This is a genomic window from Priestia aryabhattai B8W22, from assembly GCF_000956595.1.
GTDB lineage: Bacteria > Bacillota > Bacilli > Bacillales > Bacillaceae_H > Priestia > Priestia aryabhattai.
Genome location: NZ_JYOO01000006.1, coordinates 48,950 through 65,923, shown reverse-complemented (window position 1 = coordinate 65,923; position 16,974 = coordinate 48,950). Strand labels below are relative to the sequence as shown.

General features: G+C 39.5%; 13 protein-coding genes. 10 read left to right on the top strand and 3 right to left on the bottom strand.

Annotated elements, in window-relative coordinates; genetic code table 11:
* The first annotated feature begins 7 nt into the window (after positions 1-7).
* The 4 genes from N178_RS06550 (at position 8) to N178_RS06535 (ending at position 6,029) form a co-directional block, all read left to right on the top strand.
* Positions 8-835, top strand: a complete 828-nt coding sequence (locus N178_RS06550) for a mannose/fructose/sorbose PTS transporter subunit IID (protein WP_013056298.1) — start codon at positions 8-10, stop codon at positions 833-835.
* Between the two features lie 87 nt (positions 836-922).
* A complete protein-coding gene (locus N178_RS06545; protein WP_045291383.1) occupies positions 923-4,501 on the top strand; it encodes a glycoside hydrolase family 32 protein in 3,579 nt (1,192 codons plus the stop codon).
* Between the two features lie 243 nt (positions 4,502-4,744).
* Positions 4,745-5,491 carry a type I methionyl aminopeptidase gene (gene map, locus N178_RS06540; RefSeq protein WP_045291382.1) on the top strand — a complete coding sequence of 249 codons (747 nt, stop codon included), beginning with the start codon at positions 4,745-4,747 and terminating at the stop codon, positions 5,489-5,491.
* A gap of 229 nt (positions 5,492-5,720) precedes the next feature.
* Positions 5,721-6,029 (top strand): DUF5634 family protein, encoded by a 309-nt coding sequence (locus N178_RS06535; RefSeq protein ID WP_045291381.1) that lies wholly within the window; start codon positions 5,721-5,723, stop codon positions 6,027-6,029.
* Positions 6,030-6,871: 842 nt separating this feature from the next.
* Here the strand turns inward: N178_RS06535 and N178_RS06530 are convergent.
* Positions 6,872-7,345: a YbaK/EbsC family protein gene (locus N178_RS06530; RefSeq protein ID WP_045291379.1), complete on the bottom strand. Its 474-nt coding sequence runs from the start codon at positions 7,343-7,345 to the stop codon at positions 6,872-6,874.
* Positions 7,346-7,660: 315 nt separating this feature from the next.
* Between N178_RS06530 and N178_RS06525 the strand changes: the two genes are divergently transcribed.
* The 6 genes from N178_RS06525 to N178_RS06500 all read left to right on the top strand — a co-directional run bounded on the left by N178_RS06525 (position 7,661) and on the right by N178_RS06500 (position 14,556).
* Entirely contained in the window at positions 7,661-7,852 is a 192-nt protein-coding gene (locus N178_RS06525; RefSeq protein WP_034653208.1) for a hypothetical protein, read from the top strand.
* Positions 7,853-7,889: 37 nt separating this feature from the next.
* Positions 7,890-8,714, top strand: coding sequence for an aldo/keto reductase (locus tag N178_RS06520; RefSeq protein WP_045291377.1), 825 nt, complete (start codon positions 7,890-7,892; stop codon positions 8,712-8,714).
* A 355-nt stretch (positions 8,715-9,069) separates the two neighbouring features.
* Positions 9,070-10,581 carry a histidine ammonia-lyase gene (gene hutH, locus N178_RS06515; RefSeq protein WP_045291376.1) on the top strand — a complete coding sequence of 504 codons (1,512 nt, stop codon included), beginning with the start codon at positions 9,070-9,072 and terminating at the stop codon, positions 10,579-10,581.
* A 49-nt stretch (positions 10,582-10,630) separates the two neighbouring features.
* On the top strand, positions 10,631-12,292 hold the full coding sequence (hutU, locus tag N178_RS06510; RefSeq protein WP_045291375.1) for a urocanate hydratase: 1,662 nt from the start codon (positions 10,631-10,633) through the stop codon (positions 12,290-12,292).
* Between the two features lie 16 nt (positions 12,293-12,308).
* Complete coding sequence (gene hutI, locus N178_RS06505) at positions 12,309-13,598, top strand: imidazolonepropionase (protein WP_045291374.1); 1,290 nt, start codon at positions 12,309-12,311, stop codon at positions 13,596-13,598.
* A complete protein-coding gene (locus N178_RS06500) occupies positions 13,573-14,556 on the top strand; it encodes an agmatinase family protein (protein WP_045291373.1) in 984 nt (327 codons plus the stop codon). Before hutI ends, N178_RS06500 begins: the two co-directional genes overlap by 26 nt.
* A gap of 160 nt (positions 14,557-14,716) precedes the next feature.
* Here N178_RS06500 and N178_RS06495 read toward each other — a convergent pair whose 3' ends face one another.
* Both N178_RS06495 and N178_RS06490 read right to left on the bottom strand, forming a co-directional pair.
* On the bottom strand, positions 14,717-15,655 hold the full coding sequence (locus N178_RS06495) for a nucleoside hydrolase (protein WP_045291371.1): 939 nt from the start codon (positions 15,653-15,655) through the stop codon (positions 14,717-14,719).
* Positions 15,656-15,694: 39 nt separating this feature from the next.
* The gene (locus N178_RS06490; protein ID WP_045291369.1) at positions 15,695-16,765 is read right to left on the bottom strand and encodes an isocitrate/isopropylmalate dehydrogenase family protein; all 1,071 of its coding nucleotides are present in this window, start codon (positions 16,763-16,765) and stop codon (positions 15,695-15,697) included.
* Positions 16,766-16,974 lie beyond the last annotated feature (209 nt).

Below are 16,974 nucleotides of genomic sequence, written 5' to 3'. Positions count from 1 at the left end.
GATAGAGATGGAAAATGAAAAAAGATTAACGAAAAAAGACATCTTTAGCATGTTTATTCGCTCGAATTTTTTACTCGGTTCATTTAACTTTGAGCGTGTTCAGGCAATGGGCTACTGTTATGTTATGATTCCAGCAATCAAACGTTTATACGGACCAGGGGCACAGCGAAATGCAGCATTAAAGCGACATTTAGAATGGTTCAATACACATCCATGGATTTCCGCACCTATATTCGGCGTCACGGCAGCAATGGAAGAAGAAATGGCAAATAAAAAAGATTTTGATGAAAAAGCCATCAGCGGAATGAAAATTGGATTAATGGGACCGCTTGCTGGCGTAGGAGACCCTATTTTCTGGGGAACGCTGCGACCAGTCCTCGCAGCACTAGGCGCATCTCTTGCGTTAGGCGGGAATATTGCCGGGCCACTGCTGTTTTTCATCTTAATTAATGCAATTCGATTAAGTACAAAATATTATGGGTTAAAATATGGCTATTTAAAAGGAACAGAAATTTTAAAAGATTTAGTAGGCAATCGAATTCAAAAACTGACGGAAGGTGCGTCCATTTTAGGACTCTTTGTAATGGGAGCATTGGTTTCGAAATGGACCACTATTAATATACCAGTGGTTGTTTCTAGGATCAAAGATGATTCTGGTAAAGTTGTCGTAAAAACCGTTCAAGACGTACTCGATAGTATTTTACCGGGATTGCTACCTTTAGCGCTAACTCTATTAGTAGCATGGATGCTTCGAAAAGGTACAAATCCGCTGCTTATTATTTTCGGTATTTTCTTAATCGGTATAGGAGGTTATTGGATCGGCTTTTTAGGCTGATAAATAAGAGGGAGTCATCTATTCTTCTAGCATCTGCTGGTGAAAATGTTTTACATAGCCAGTATGCCAATAAAGGAGGAAAGAAAGATGAAAAGAACCGTCAAAAAGTTATTGATGATTGGAGTCGCTTGTTCCATAAGCTTGTTTTCTGTATACCCTGTATTAGCTGATAATACAGGGTATTATCAAGAAAAATACCGGAATCAATTTCATTTTTCTCCAGAAGCGAACTGGATGAACGATCCAAATGGAATGGTCTATTATAACGGGGAGTACCACCTGTTTTATCAGTATTATCCTTACGGTACCACCTGGGGACCTATGCACTGGGGGCATGCAGTTAGTACAGACTTAGTGAAATGGAAACACCTGCCGGTTGCTCTTTCTCCAGATGAGAACGGAGAGATCTTTTCAGGAAGTGCCGTTATCGATTGGAATAATACTGCAGGGTTTGGAAAAGAAGCGATGGTAGCTATCTTTACGCACTCGGGCAGTAAAGGGCAAGTTCAAAGTCTAGCATACAGCACGGACAGCGGAAGAACATGGACCAAATATGAAGGAAATCCTGTTATGCCAAATCCCCCAGTTCCTGACTGGCGCGATCCAAAAGTGTTTTGGCACGAGCAAACCAAGCAGTGGGTGATGTCTTTAGCTGCTAAAGATAAAATCATGTTTTATACATCACCTGACTTAAAAAAGTGGGAATACGCAAGTGAGTTTGGATCTGACGGAGGGATTCAAGCAAACGGTCAAAGCGGTGCCTATTCATATACTTTGTCTGAACAAAAAGGTCAATCCTTTACTCTAGAGGGAGAAATTACGCTTGTAGAAAAGAATGGACGCGAAGGTGCAGGAGGCCTTGTTTTTCATTCTAATAAAGATGCAACAAACGCATATACCGTCAATTTAGATGCTGAAAAGAACCTCTTAACACTTAACAAAGTAGAGAAAGGAAGCGTAACGACTGTTGTTTCAAAGCCAATGAGGCTTGATACGTCACAAGCGTATCGTGTGAAAGTAGAAGCAAACAGTCATCACTTTAAGATACTGCTAAATGGGAAACAGGTTTTAGAAGGCAGTGATGCATCTTTTGAAAACGGTCAGTTTGGACTAACAGCATGGAATTCCACAGCTGTCTTTCGTCATGTTAAATTTACGAATCAATCTAATTTCATAACCAATCTATCTAACTGGAAACCTGTTACGGGAACATGGAATGATACTACTGATGGAAAAATCGGTAAATCTGACAGCGACGGATATATTATGAGTGAAGAACAGGGAGATCAGTTTATTTACGAGTCAAATATGACATTTTTAGATGAAAACCATGGTTCAGGTGCACTACTTTTTCGAGCAGACGCGGAAGCCAAAAACGGATATATAGCTAGCGTGGATGCTTCTAAGGATACAATCAAACTAGTAAAGCTTCAAAATGGCATTTCAACTGTCCTTGCCGAAACAAATGAAAAAATTGATACGAGCAAATCACATCAAGTAAAAGTAACTGCATCGGGAAATGAACTTGATTTGCATATAGACGATAACTTCACCCTTACTGCAAAAGATGAAACTTTTTCAAAAGGATTGTTTGGACTACACGTTAATCAATCTTCAGTCCGGTTTCAAGACGTTAACATGACCAAGTTTATTGATACAGATGAAAAAGAAATTAAAAATAAAAGTTTTGAAACAGGAGATCTCACCGGCTGGAAAACGATAAATGGAAATGCATTCACAAACGATCATGTAACGGATGCAACCGCAAATTGGAGCGGTCCTTTTGAACAAAAAGGAAAGTATCATTTATGGGGTTTTTCTGATAAGCAAGATGGAGATAATGCCACTGGAGAATTACATTCGTCTTATTTTAAATTGAGCGGATCAGGTGAAATCAATTTGTTAATGGGAGGCGGAAACGACCCCACAAACCGCTATGTAGCCTTAGTCCGGGCATCTGACGACAAAGAATTGATTCGTCAAGCGAATACAAAGTTTGCAGATGAAAAGTATCAGCGCTACGTATGGGATGCTTCTAAGTATATAGGAGAAGTACTGTACATTAAAGCCGTTGATCAAGCTGTAGGCGGATGGGGGCATATTAATCTAGATGATGTGAATGTATTTAATACAGAAAAAATGCCGGATAAAGTAGACAATGTAGCAAAAGAACCAGAGGAAGCTAAACAAAGAGAAGGCGGAGAGATTTCAGATTGGAACACAGTGTCAGGAGAATGGGTGAATTCAACTCACGGAAGCAACGGAGGCATTTGGGAGTGTCCTACTTTACTCGAACTGCCGGTTGATGGAGACAGTACGAAGAAAAAATGGGTGCTGCAAGTCAGCATCAATGATGGAGCGGCAGCTGGAGGGTCAGGGATGCAGTACTTTGTTGGGGATTTTGACGGGAAAACATTTAAAAATGAAAACCCACCAGAGGAAGTGCTTTGGACAGATTATGGTGCCGACTTTTATGCCGCTGTAGATTGGAGCGGAGTTGAAGGAGATAACGGAGAAAAGTATTGGCTAGGCTGGATGAGCAACTGGCAATATGCAAACAATACTCCCACTACTACTTGGAGAAGCTCTATGTCAATCCCAAGAAAAATAGAACTCACCAACACAGCAAAAGGGCTTCGTTTAAAACAAATACCTGTTTCAATTGATTCAATCCGCAATAAGCAAGAAAAAAAGATATTGAAGAATCTCATGGTTACTGAAAATGGAAATCTTCTTTCAGGCATACAGGAAAACAAATATGAAATCATTGCAGAATTCGATGTTTCTACTACAGATGCACAAGAATTTGGTTTTCAAATTCAAAAAGAAGGCAGTGAAAATACGAAAGTCAGCTATAACATAAACAAACAGCGATTATCTGTTGATCGAACAAACTCTGGAAGTTTTGATTTTGGTGAAAATGTGAAAGGCAAACACTCTGCTTCCATGCTTCCAAAAGACGGAAAGGTTAAGCTTCATATGTTTGTAGACCAGTCGTCTGTAGAAGTATTTGGTAATGACGGCACGGAAGTAATAACAGACCAGCTCTTTCCAACGCTTTCAAGTAATAAAATAAAGCTTTATAGCAAAGGAGGCGCTGTAAAATTAAATTCTCTTAAGATGTATCCGTTAAAATCTATTTGGAATAAAAGTCCTGTTGATACAAACTTATCTGGATGGAAGAATATTAGCGGACTATGGGCCGATACGATTAACGGGAAACAAGGACGAAGCAAAGAAGATTCCTTTACCTTATCATCAAAAGAAGCAAAAAATTTCACATATGAGGCAAAGATAAAGGTGTTAAAGGAGGCTGTTTCAAATTCTACAGGAGCAGGAGCGCTAGTATTCCGTTCGGATGAACAGGCAAATAACGCTTACGCTGCGAATGTAGATATGCTTAATAATCAAGTGAAACTCATTGCGTTTAGAGATGGAATAGGAAAGGATCTCATGATTTACGACGATGGGGGAAAGCTGGATTTAAAACCAAATACAGATTACCATCTAAAAGTAAGGGCTGAAGGAGAGCACATTCAAGTTTATCTCGATGGCAAGCTGGTGATCGATACAATGGACCCTACCTTTTCGGAAGGTTATGCTGGGCTGAATGTGTGGAATTCTACTAGTTTGTTTAATGAAGTGAAATTTGAAATAGTGAAATAACGGATTGTGAGAGCTGCCGCTTACTAAGGCAGCTTTTATATAACATAAAAAAGTATGCTGCGGTGAAGTAGCATGCTTTTTTGAATTTCATAGGTTAATGAAGAGGATTTTTACATATGATAAATATCTTACTAATCTAATTAATCATACATTTTAGTTCTTAAAAGGTCTTTTGAAAAATCCTCATAAAAATATGATAAAATCGGATAGGATATATATTTCGAGGAAGGAAAGTGTTTTTTTATGATTATTGGTAACGAACAAGATTTAGAAAGTTTACGCAAAATTGGACGCATCGTTGCACTTGCGCGCGAAGAGATGAAAAGCCAAGCAAAAGCAGGTATGACAACAAAAGAGCTTGATATGATCGGTAAAAAAATATTGGATGAACACGGTGCTATTTCTGCACCTGAAAAAGAATATGATTTCCCAGGTGTAACGTGTATTAGTGTAAACGAAGAAGTGGCTCACGGTATTCCGGGAGATCGCGTATTAAAAGATGGCGATTTAGTAAATGTGGATGTATCTGCCGTACTTGATGGCTATTATTCAGATACAGGCATTTCATTTGTTATCGGGAAAGATGAAGAAAAAGAAAAGCTGTGTCAAGCTGCAGTAGATGCATTTTGGGCAGCTATGAAAAAAGTAAAAGCTGGTTCAAAACAAAACCAAATTGGTCGTGCTGTTTCTAACTTTGCACACCAAAACGGATACGCGGTTATTGAAAATTTAACGGGTCATGGTGTTGGCCGCAGCTTGCATGACGCTCCTAACCACATTTTAAACTATTATGATCCAATGGATAAAGCACTTTTGAAAAAAGGTCTTGTTATTGCTGTAGAACCGTTTATCTCTATGAAAGCTGATCATATCATTGAACGTGGAGACGACGGCTGGACGTTTGTTACACCTGATAATAGTCTTGTAGCACAATGTGAACATACGATTGTTGTAACAAACGGTGAACCGATTATTTTAACTGAACTATAATCAAGTTTCGCACATCTTCTTATTTCTATAGATTCCATTAATTAATAAAAAGCTACTTCACGTAGCAATGTTTTTTCATTGTATTAATAGTGAGGTAGCTTTTTTATTATTGTGTAATGAATGAATTTCATATTGAGTCGCTTTGTTTATACAACGTTTGAAAGATAGTGTAATTGAATATGCTCAAGGGAATGCTAAGTATAAATCAAAATGAAAAGGGGTATGAAATGTGGAATATGTAGGAAGAGAAGCGATTGTAAGTGAACTGACTCATCATATGGATGACATTTTAAACAAATATAACCTTCAAGGCGTTTCTGTATATGAAGAAGAAGGAGAAGGGAATCATTATTATCTTGGCTATACAGTAAAGAAGAATGATCAGGTGTTTATGGTTAACAAACCTTATATAAAAGATAAAGACGGGAAACTAGCAGTAGAAAAGCAAGAATGGACCGTTCAAGGTAACGAAGAAGAAACAAATGGATATGCTTCACTTGAAGATGCATTTCAACAAATTGATCAAATGATACATTAAATAAATTTGATCAATTTCACTGCGGATGCTTTTCTTTACCTGCGTGAGAATGAGCAGAAGAGGCACTGATAGCTGGCGCGCTTTTTTCGCTTATAGGATCTAAATTTTCTTTGCTATAAAGTCTAAAAATTTGTTTTTTTAGGTTTTACTATATAAATAGGGGGTACACATATAATACAGCAGCTATCATGCAAATGGTTGTTGTGGAAGGTTAAATACTTAGCGTTTGAAGGGACTGATTAGTTTTGAAAGGCTTAACAGCGACTTCAGCAAATGTATTACCGCAAATTGAAAGCAGATATTCGTATCTGACACAAGGCACTTTGGTTATGAACCGATATACGTAACGAAAGGGCCTGACTAGGCAAACAAAGGAAAGACTGAATCAACGAGAAGAAGCCTGCATCTAAACATGTAGGCTTCTTCTTTTTTACAGATGAAAATAAGACGATGAGTGCGTACATAACGGGTATAAATTAAAAAGATTCACATTCAGTCCATTTTCCGTACACGTTTTTCTTGAAAAAAGGTCATAAGTTGAAGATACTGTATATAACTATGTAAAAGAATTTTTGAAGAAAAAATAGTAAATCTGCTTGAGGTGAAAATGATGAGAAAAGCAAATAAAAGTGAATTTCTGTGGAATACGTTAGACGGCTGGCTTTTTATCCCTAGGAACATTCCTTTACTATTTCTTTTTGTATTTCTCTTAGGGGTTTCTTACCTAGGTTGGGTTAAGCTGTTTCATAAATTCGTTTAGATACACCAATGAGCTGAAACAAAAAATTGTTTCAGCTCGTTGGCGTTTTTATTAATTATATATGCACCGTCATTCACATAGATTATTCGTTCCATCCTTTGCACACATCAACCCATTTTAAGCATTTCGAAAATTCTTCTAGTTCGGGTATTGTTAATTCGATTGCACTATTTCCACTTCCACAGGCAGGAAAAACGGTAATAAAACGTTTCAGAGATTCATCTAGATACACGTGGACACCTTCATTAACGGCAAACGGGCATACTCCGCCTACAGCATGACCAATCAGCGTTTCTACTTCACTTGCTCCAAGCATTTTTGCTTTGGTTCCGAACTCTTCTTTATATTTTCGGTTGTCAATTTTTGCATCTCCCGCTGCCACAATCAATAAAACGGTTCCTTCGGCGTTAAAAGAAAGACTTTTTGCGATTCGTTGCGGCTCGCATTTTAAAGCTTGCGCTGCCAGTTCTACAGTAGCACTGGACTCATCCATTTCAATAATTCGATTCTCCATGCCATATTGTTTAAAATATGCTTTTACTTTTTCAATCGCCATTTTTTATATCCATTCCTTTCATTGACTCTCGCAAATATGTATGATTGCCCTACAGAGAATGTACAGTTGTTCTTTAAAGTGAAAAATTCTTATTATTTTAATATACAGAAATTATACACAACTTTGGAGTTAAAAGCACATATTCGTTTTAATTAAAAAAGTTACGTAGGTAAAGTATTTTTAACTGATTAAAGCAGGATTACGGAACCCTTTGAAGAATGTAACTATGTCGGCTACGAAAACATAGGCATTAGAACAAAAGATAAATGATGAAATTGAAAAGGCGCAAACGTTCTAGTGAAATGAGGAGAAGTAATGCCAAATTTACACACTGTCGTCAGTTTTTTTAGCAGTACATGTATGGCAACGATGAGTATGATTTATTTGTTTTCCCTTGTGCCGCGCGCATGGTCTTTTAAATTTCGATTTGGAGCCATGGTTATAGGAATCCCAGTCGGCATTATAATGGGACAGGTTGCTATGCTGATCGGCTGGCACCATCATTAAAACTTTGAACTTTTTAACAAAAAAGGAGACATGTAAAATGAATATTATTACATTAAACAACGGCTTAAAAATGCCTCAGCTTGGATTTGGCGTATGGCAAGTAGAAGATAACCAAGCAGCAGCTGCAGTGTCAAAAGCAATTGAAGTGGGATATACGTCTATTGACACAGCCATGATCTATAAAAATGAAGAAGGAGTAGGTCAAGCGATTAAAGAATCTTCTGTTCCTCGAGAACAGCTGTTTATTACAACAAAAGTTTGGAACAGCGACCAAGGCTATGAAAATGCATTGCGTGCATTTGATGAAAGCTTAGAACGATTAGGACTTGATTATGTCGATTTATATTTAATTCACTGGCCTACGCCTCAATATGATGAGTATGTGGAGACGTATAAAGCATTAGAAAAGCTTTATCACGATGGAAAAGTAAAAGCAATTGGCGTCTGCAACTTTGAAATTGAGCATTTAGAGCGCTTGTTAAACGAATGTGATGTAACACCTGTTTTAAACCAAATTGAGTGCCATCCGTATCTTGCTCAAAATGAATTAAAAGAGTTTTGCGCCAAACATAATATTTTTGTGGAAGCATGGAGCCCTCTTGATCAAGGAGGAGAAGTGTTACAAGACGAGGTTATTCAAAAAATTGCTGAAGTACATAGCAAAACTCCAGCTCAAGTTGTATTGCGCTGGCACTTACAAAACAACACAATTGTCATCCCTAAATCAGTTACACCGTCTAGAATAGAAGAAAACTTTAACGTGTTTGATTTTGAACTCACTGCCGATGATATGGCAGAGATTAATGGGTTAAACAGCAATCGCCGTAAAGGTCCGCACCCAAGTGACATGAACGTTCGATAACGTTTAAAAAAATAAAATTGTGCAGCCGTGAATCATCGCTGCTATAAGAAATAACGATTTTATTTCAGATTATTTAAAACTTTCTTAAATAATAATTGACAAATGATTAATTCAGCGTAATACTTAGTGTAGGTACCCTAGTTGCTTTAAGTTGTACAGCTTAAAGTGTATAGTGATTTAGTCATTTAGCGATTGTATGTATAAGTGAAATACTGATTATTAATAAAAGCCCATAGTGTAAGTAGGTTAGTTTATAGGGGGCTATATCAAAAGGAGCTTGTTTCCTCTTTGATATAGCCCCTTTTTGTGTTCAAAAAGAAAAGGCAGTCTACAGTTTAACAAGGGAGCGGGTATGATGTTTATTCAAATTGATGGAAATTCACTGACGTTCGACCAAATTTACAAAGTTATTTACCAAGGATACTCCGTGAAAATTAGCGATCACGCAGTTGAACATATACAAAAAAGCAGAACGTTAGTTGAAGAGAGCATTACGAACAACAATGTCATTTACGGAGTCAATACGGGATTTGGAAAGTTTAGCGATACAGTTATTTCAAAAACAGACTTAGCTGATCTGCAGATTAACCTAATTCGCAGTCATGCCTGCGGACTAGGAGAGCCATTCTCGTTAGAAGTAAGCAGAGTCATGCTGCTTTTACGAGCGAACGCATTAGCTAAAGGGTATTCCGGAATACGACTGGAAACCTTGCAACTTCTTATCGATTGCTTAAACCAAAACGTAGTGCCGGTTATCCCGAGTCAAGGTTCTCTTGGAGCTAGCGGTGACTTAGCCCCGTTATCACATCTAGCGCTGCTGTTAGTTGGAGAAGGGGAAGCTGTATATAATGGTCAGCGAATGCAAGGAGAAGAAGCTTTAAAGCTAGCGGGGCTTGAACCTATACAATTACAGGCGAAAGAAGGGCTAGCTCTAATTAACGGCACTCAGGCAATGACGGCTGTAGGCGTAGTTTCGTACCTTGAAGCTCAAAAGCTCGCTGATCTTGCGGACGGAATTGCAGCACTAACATTAGAAGGTCTGCAAGGTATTGTAGAAGCATTCATGCCAGAGTCTCATGCAGTAAGACCTTATCGCGAACAACAGCAGGTAGCTGCCCGAATTCTTTCGTACTTAGAAGGCAGTCAATTAACTACTTCTCAAGGTCAACTAAGAGTGCAAGATGCTTATTCACTGCGCTGTATTCCTCAAGTTCATGGTGCTATTTATCAAGTTTTAAATTATGTAAAAGAAAAGCTTTTAATTGAGATTAATTCAGCAACCGATAACCCGCTCATCTTTGCCGACAGCGGCAAAGTAATTTCTGGAGGGAATTTTCACGGGCAGCCCATTGCGTTTGCTATGGATTTTCTAGGAATTGCAATGGCGGAGCTTGGGAATATTTCTGAACGGCGCATTGAACGAATAGTAAACCCTCAGCTTAGCGGGCTGCCGGCATTTTTAAGTGCAGATCCAGGTCTAGAGTCCGGGCTCATGATTACTCAATACGCTGCAGCTTCATTAGTTTCCGAAAATAAAGTATTAGCGCATCCATCAAGTGTCGATTCTATCCCATCTTCAGCGAATCAAGAAGATCATGTCAGCATGGGAACGACTGCTGCACGTCATGCTTATCAAATTATCCAAAATACACGAAGAGTTCTATCGATTGAAGCAATTTGTGCGGCTCAAGCAGCCGATATTCAAGGAGTAGATAAACTTGCTTCGAAAACAAGAAAAATTTATTCAAGAATTAGAAAAACCGTACCAACCATTACTAAAGATCGAATTTTCTCACGTGATATTGAAGGGTTAGCAGCTGATTTCAAAACCTTTGTGCAAGATACTAATTATGAATTAGCGCTTTAATAAAAAGTTAGTTTAACAGTTTTTCATTTTTATAGAGGAGGAAAACGAAATGGAGACAAAACAAAGTGGAATAAAAGCACCTCGTGGAACAGAACTAACGACAAAAGGCTGGGTACAAGAAGCTGCTCTTCGCATGCTTCTAAACAATTTAGATTCCGAAGTAGCGGAGCATCCAGAAAAGTTAGTCGTATACGGAGGAATCGGAAAAGCAGCCCGTAACTGGGAGGCGTTCGATCGCATTGTCGCAGCGTTAAAAGAGTTAGAAGAAGATGAAACGCTTCTCATACAGTCCGGTAAGCCTGTTGCGGTTTTTAAAACACACAGTGATGCGCCGCGTGTTTTATTAGCAAATTCAAATCTTGTTCCTGCTTTTGCGAATTGGGAGACGTTCCATGAGCTCGATAAAAAAGGGCTCATGATGTACGGGCAAATGACTGCAGGGAGCTGGATTTATATCGGAAGCCAAGGCATTGTTCAAGGTACCTATGAAACATTTGCTGAGTGTGCCAACCAGCATTTTAACGGAAGTTTGAAAGGAACGATTACGGTAACAGCTGGATTAGGAGGAATGGGAGGCGCACAGCCACTAGCTGTTACGATGGCAGGCGGCGTTGTAATTGGAATTGATGTTGATCGCACGCGTATTGAAAAACGTATCGAAACAAAGTATTGCGATACGGTAGTTGAAAGCGTAGCCGAAGCCATCACGTTAGCTGAAGATGCAAAAAGATTGGGCAAAGCGCTTTCCATTGGATTAGTTGGAAATGCAGCCGAGATTCTTCCTGAAATGATAAAGCGAGGATTTATCCCAGATATTGTGACGGATCAAACATCGGCACATGATCCGCTTAACGGATATTTACCGATTGGAGTCAGCTTAGCTGAAGGAGAAAGATTGCGGAATACAAATCCAAATGAATATGTAAAACAATCAAAAGCAAGTATGGCTATTCACGTTCAAGCCATGTTAGAGATGCAAAGAAAAGGCGCGGTTGCTTTTGACTATGGCAATAATATTCGCCAAGTGGCGCTCGATGAAGGTGTCACGAATGCATTTGACTTCCCGGGATTTGTCCCAGCGTACATCCGTCCGCAGTTCTGTGAAGGAAAGGGACCGTTCAGGTGGGTCGCTTTGTCGGGAAACCCAGAAGATATTTATAAAACAGATGAAGTCATTTTACGTGAGTTTTCGGATAATACCCATCTTTGCAACTGGATTAAAATGGCGCGAGAAAAAATTGAGTTTCAAGGATTGCCGGCTCGTATTTGCTGGCTAGGCTACGGAGAAAGAGCGCGCTTTGGAAAAATTATTAATGACATGGTAGCAAACGGAGAGCTGTCAGCGCCTATCGTTATTGGCAGAGATCATCTAGATGCCGGTTCTGTGGCGTCGCCAAATCGTGAAACTGAAGCAATGAAAGATGGCAGTGATGCAGTAGCAGACTGGCCTATTTTAAATGCATTAGTAAATACGGCAGCAGGCGCAAGCTGGGTATCTGTTCACCACGGAGGAGGAGTAGGTATGGGGTATTCTCTGCACGCTGGAATGGTTGTAGTAGCAGATGGTACAGAAGATGCAGCAAAACGTCTAGAACGTGTTTTAACAACAGACCCTGGCATGGGTGTTGTTCGTCATGTAGACGCCGGCTATGATAAGGCCATTCAAACTGCAAAAGAAAAAGGAATACAAATTCCCGCGTTAAATGAATAAAAAAGGAGGGATACGTATGACTGTTACGTATATCAAATGTGCTGCACAAGTCATTACGGTTAAAGGAGGAAGTCAGCCTAGACGATCGGAGGAAATGTCAGATCTAGGAATCATTGAAAACGGCAGCGTACTCGTGAAAAATAGAAGAATTGTATTTGTTGGGCCTGACGTCAAAGCGCAGGAATACCTTGAGCATATTCATGAACCTATTAATATAATTGATGCCGAAGGAAAAATTGTAACGCCTGGGTTGATTGATCCCCACACTCACCTTGTGTTTGGCGGCAGTCGTGAAAAAGAATTAGAAATGCGCTTAAACGGAGCAAAGTATATTGATATTTTAAAAGCGGGAGGAGGAATTTTACAAACAACCGTTAGTACACGACAAGCAACAGAAGAGGAGCTAATCAAGCAATCTACAAAACGTTTAAATAAATTTCTGCAGTACGGAGTTACAACTGTCGAAGCAAAAAGCGGGTACGGTTTAAATCTTAAAGACGAAATCAAACAATTAAAAGTAGCGAAGAAACTGAATGAACAGCATCCAGTAGATGTGGTTTCAACCTTTATGGGAGCTCATGCGGTGCCAGCTGAGTATAAAGGCAATGAAGATGAGTTTGTTCGTTTTGTTATCGAAGAAATGATACCAATCGTTGCAAAAGAAGAGCTAGCGGAGTTTTGTGATGTGTTTTGTGAAGAAGGCGTGTTTACAGTTGAACAGTCAGAGCGTATTTTACAAGCTGGAAAAGCATACGGGCTAAAACCTAAAATCCACGCTGATGAAATTGTTTCCTTTGGCGGTGCAGAATTAGCCGCTAAAGTAGGAGCTGTGTCTGCGGATCATTTACTAAAAGCATCGGATCAAGGAATTAAGCAAATGGCTGAAAGCGGAGTTATAGCCATTTTATTGCCGGGTACTGCATTCTTTTTAATGGAAGAACCGGCGCGTGCTAGAAAAATGATTGAAGCAGGAGTGCCTGTTGCGTTATCAACAGATAGAAACCCAGGGTCTTCTCCTACGGAATCACTTCCGTTTATTATGAATTTAGCTTGTTTAACGATGAAAATGACGCCAGCGGAAGTCTTAACGGCCTGTACGATCAATGCAGCTCACGCCATTTGCAAAGGCGATCAAATTGGAAGTATTGAAGTAGGGAAAAAAGCTGATTTAGTACTATTTGACGCTCCAAATTATCAAACGCTGCAATATAACTATGCGGTAAATCTTGTAGACACGGTATTGAAAGATGGAAAAGTAGTGGTTGAAGGCGGTGTGTTACATGAGCTATCCGTACCCACAGCTTGATCGACCGCCTTTTTGCTGGCAGCGTCAAAGCACTCATGACCCAAAAGTAAGCGATTGGATTCAAACAGTTGAAGATGGGAGCAACTTCGACTTTACATCGATAGATATTACGGTCTTAGGCGTGCCTCTTTCAAGGTCCTCCATTAGCGCTTCTGGAGCCAGTGAGACGCCAATGGCCATGAGGAAGCTATGGAAATCCTTTAATCCGTATCATATTGAGTATGATACGGATTTAACTTCCCTGTCAGTTTTAGATTTAGGAGACGTTAAACAGCATGTAACGGATATAGAGAAATCCCATCAGCATATAAAAGAAGCGATGATGTCTATACGGAAATATCATCCGCATGCGCTGCCTGTTATGCTTGGAGGAGATCATTCTATTACAGCTATGTTAGTAAAAGGGTGGCAAGCGTCACATCCCGAACAGAAGATAGGGATTTTACAGTTTGATACGCACTTTGACTTACGCAGCTTAGAAGATAACGGTCCTTCTAACGGAACACCTATACGAAATTTAATTGAAAGCAACACGATTGATGCAAGACATGTATGGAATATCGGACTTCACGGGTTTTATAACTCAAAATCGTTAAAGGAATATGCAGATAGCAAAGGCGTCCATTATGTAACGTTACTGCAAGCAAGAAAAGCAGGAATAACTCATACGGTGAAAGAAGCATTAAAACAGCTGAGCAAAGAGGTAGACATGATCTATTTAACCGTTGATATGGACGTGTTAGATATCGCTTACGCACCGGGAGTTCCAGCAGGAACGACAGGCGGAATGAGGACAGATGAGTTGTTTGAAGCAGTATACACCGCCGGGAGTCATCCGCTTGTTCAAGCAATGGATATTGTATGTCTAGATCCGCTGCGTGATGTAGGAGAAATTACCGTGAAAGCAGGCGTACACGTGTTTTTGAATTTTTTAACGGGCGTTGCAAACAGAAAGTAAGGAAGTGTTACTGTTGCTTCAATTATTACTGTAATGGTAATGCTCAATCAAAAAGCGAAAAAAACAGCTAGATAGTATGAATAAAAGTAAGTCAGCACCAGCAAGTTGCGAACTCGACGTTCTGGTGCTGACTTTATAAAACCTATCTTCTAGATGAACATTACGAAGCCGAATATGTGTTAAGAGCCTCAATCATTAAATCCCAAAAACCATCTACATCAAGGGTTAAACCAAACTTCGCATTTGCTTTCCTCCCTGTAACTCCAAGCAAATCAACTGAAGTCGTTCCAGCCGTGTATTCTCCGCGTGTTTCTACTACAATATTAACTTCTTTGAGCGTAAATAGTTCTGGAGCTATGCAATAAGCAACGGTTAATACATCGTGAACAGGCGGACTATCAAAGCCAAACGTTTCTTTATAGGCAGATTTAAAAAATGCTAATAATTCACCCACCTTTTTTGCTACGTTATTATCAATGTTCATCACTTGGTTAATAACATTATCTGTTGCAACGGCTTGATGCGTAATATCTAACCCCATTACTACGAGTGGAATGCCGCTATCAAACACTTTTTTAGCCGCTTCTGGATCTGCCCAAATGTTAAACTCAGCCGTTGGCGTCCAGTTCCCGAAGGTTCCACCGCCCATAAGGATAATCTCTTCAATGTTTTCTTTAATTTCTGGAGCTTTTATTAAAGCTAAAGCAATGTTCGTTAAAGGACCGGTAGGCAAAAGCGTAACGGGATCTTCTGACTCTTTGACCATTCGTATAATAGTATCTACTCCGTGTTCTTCGCTCCAGCTGCGAGAGAGAGCCGGGAACTCAGGGCCGTCTAATCCTGAATCCCCGTGTATACTAGGCGCGTTTTCACGTCTGCGCATCATTGGTTCGCTTGCTCCTTTTGAAACAATCGGGTTATGTAACGATACCAAATCACACACTTTCAAAGCATTCATCGTCGTTTTTTCAATTTCTGCGTTTCCTGAAACAGTTGTAATCGCTAAAATATCTAATTCCGGTCGTGCGGCAGCCAAAATAATAGAAATAGCATCATCATGACCTGGATCACAGTCCATAATAATCTTTCTTTTTTTCATTATGATCACCTCTATATAATGGATAAATTGCTGTTAATTTTACATGGATTTTATTTTTTCTAAAATAGCTTCTGTAAACTCCGACGTAGAGGCATGTCCGCCTAAATCTTTCGTTTTCACTTCAGATTGGAGCGTTTGATAAAGTGTGTGTTCTACTGTAGCAGCCACTTCTGTAAGTTTGTGATCCCCATGTTTTTCAGCCAGCCATTTCAGTAGCATGGCTGCTGAAGAAATAATACCGGTTGGGTTTGCTATATTTAAACCTGCGATATCGGGCGCAGAACCATGAGCTGCTTGTGCCATAGCGATATGTTCATTTGCATTAAGAGAAGGGGCTAATCCTAAGCTTCCTACAAGCTCGCCGGCTAAATCTGAAAGAATATCACCATACATGTTTTCTGTCAAAATGACATCAAAATCGGCTGCACGACGCACGAGATGAGCAGCCATGGCATCAATATGGTAGTCGTCCACTTTTACTTCAGGATATTGCTCAGCTACTTCTCGACAAACGTTTAGAAATAGTCCGGTACTTAATCTTAAAACATTTGCTTTATGTACGATTGTTACTTTTTTACGACGCTGCATAGCCAATGCAAAAGCTTCACGCGCAATTCTTTCTACGGCTTTTCGCGTAAATACCCCCGATGTCACCACAACGTCTTTTGTAATCTGCCATTCGCCATGTCCAGAATACATATTTCGATCGGCATAAAATCCTTCTGTATTTTCTCGGACGATCACTAAATCTGCTTCTTTCAAGACGCTTTTAATGCCTGGCATTGTTTTGGCGGGGCGAATATTTGCGTAAAGATCTAAACTGTGACGAAGCTCTCCGCTGGGATTACGCTTTTCTTTGTGCTGAAGGGGGTAAGCCGCAGAATCGTGCGGGCCAAGTATCCATCCATGCGTATGTTTTAAAGCATCTATCGTTACTTCTGGCAGAGGATCGTTATATTGTTTAATTCCTTCCCATCCCATCGGTAGATGAATCCACTCCATTTTTACTCCTGCTTTGCAAGAAGCAGTTTTAACTACCTTAACTGTGGCATCGACAATCTCCCGCCCGATGCCATCACCCGCCAATACCCCGATACGATAAACAGTCATTGTTTTGAACACCCTTTCATTATGCGCCATGCTTTTATAAATAGATTGAAGGTTATAGTATTAATCTACTTAAAGAAAAGACAATAATAAAATAGTATTTTTTTATGTTTATAGATTAAATTCTTTTATCTTTCTTTTTGCTGCTTTTTAAAAAAAGAACTGGCTAATGCTTATACTCTAGATTTTCTATCAACCAGCTTCTTAATTGG

Bases quoted from the DNA above. Each gene is read 5' to 3' on its own strand.
- N178_RS06550 (WP_013056298.1), top strand. From the start codon at position 8: ATGGAAAATGAAAAAAGATTAACGAAAAAAGACATCTTTAGCATGTTT.
- N178_RS06545 (WP_045291383.1), top strand. From the start codon at position 923: ATGAAAAGAACCGTCAAAAAGTTATTGATGATTGGAGTCGCTTGTTCC.
- map (WP_045291382.1), top strand. From the start codon at position 4,745: ATGATTATTGGTAACGAACAAGATTTAGAAAGTTTACGCAAAATTGGA.
- N178_RS06530 (WP_045291379.1), bottom strand. From the start codon at position 7,345: ATGGCGATTGAAAAAGTAAAAGCATATTTTAAACAATATGGCATGGAG.
- N178_RS06525 (WP_034653208.1), top strand. From the start codon at position 7,661: ATGCCAAATTTACACACTGTCGTCAGTTTTTTTAGCAGTACATGTATG.
- N178_RS06520 (WP_045291377.1), top strand. From the start codon at position 7,890: ATGAATATTATTACATTAAACAACGGCTTAAAAATGCCTCAGCTTGGA.
- hutH (WP_045291376.1), top strand. From the start codon at position 9,070: ATGTTTATTCAAATTGATGGAAATTCACTGACGTTCGACCAAATTTAC.
- hutU (WP_045291375.1), top strand. From the start codon at position 10,631: ATGGAGACAAAACAAAGTGGAATAAAAGCACCTCGTGGAACAGAACTA.
- hutI (WP_045291374.1), top strand. From the start codon at position 12,309: ATGACTGTTACGTATATCAAATGTGCTGCACAAGTCATTACGGTTAAA.
- N178_RS06500 (WP_045291373.1), top strand. From the start codon at position 13,573: ATGAGCTATCCGTACCCACAGCTTGATCGACCGCCTTTTTGCTGGCAG.
- N178_RS06495 (WP_045291371.1), bottom strand. From the start codon at position 15,655: ATGAAAAAAAGAAAGATTATTATGGACTGTGATCCAGGTCATGATGAT.
- N178_RS06490 (WP_045291369.1), bottom strand. From the start codon at position 16,765: ATGACTGTTTATCGTATCGGGGTATTGGCGGGTGATGGCATCGGGCGG.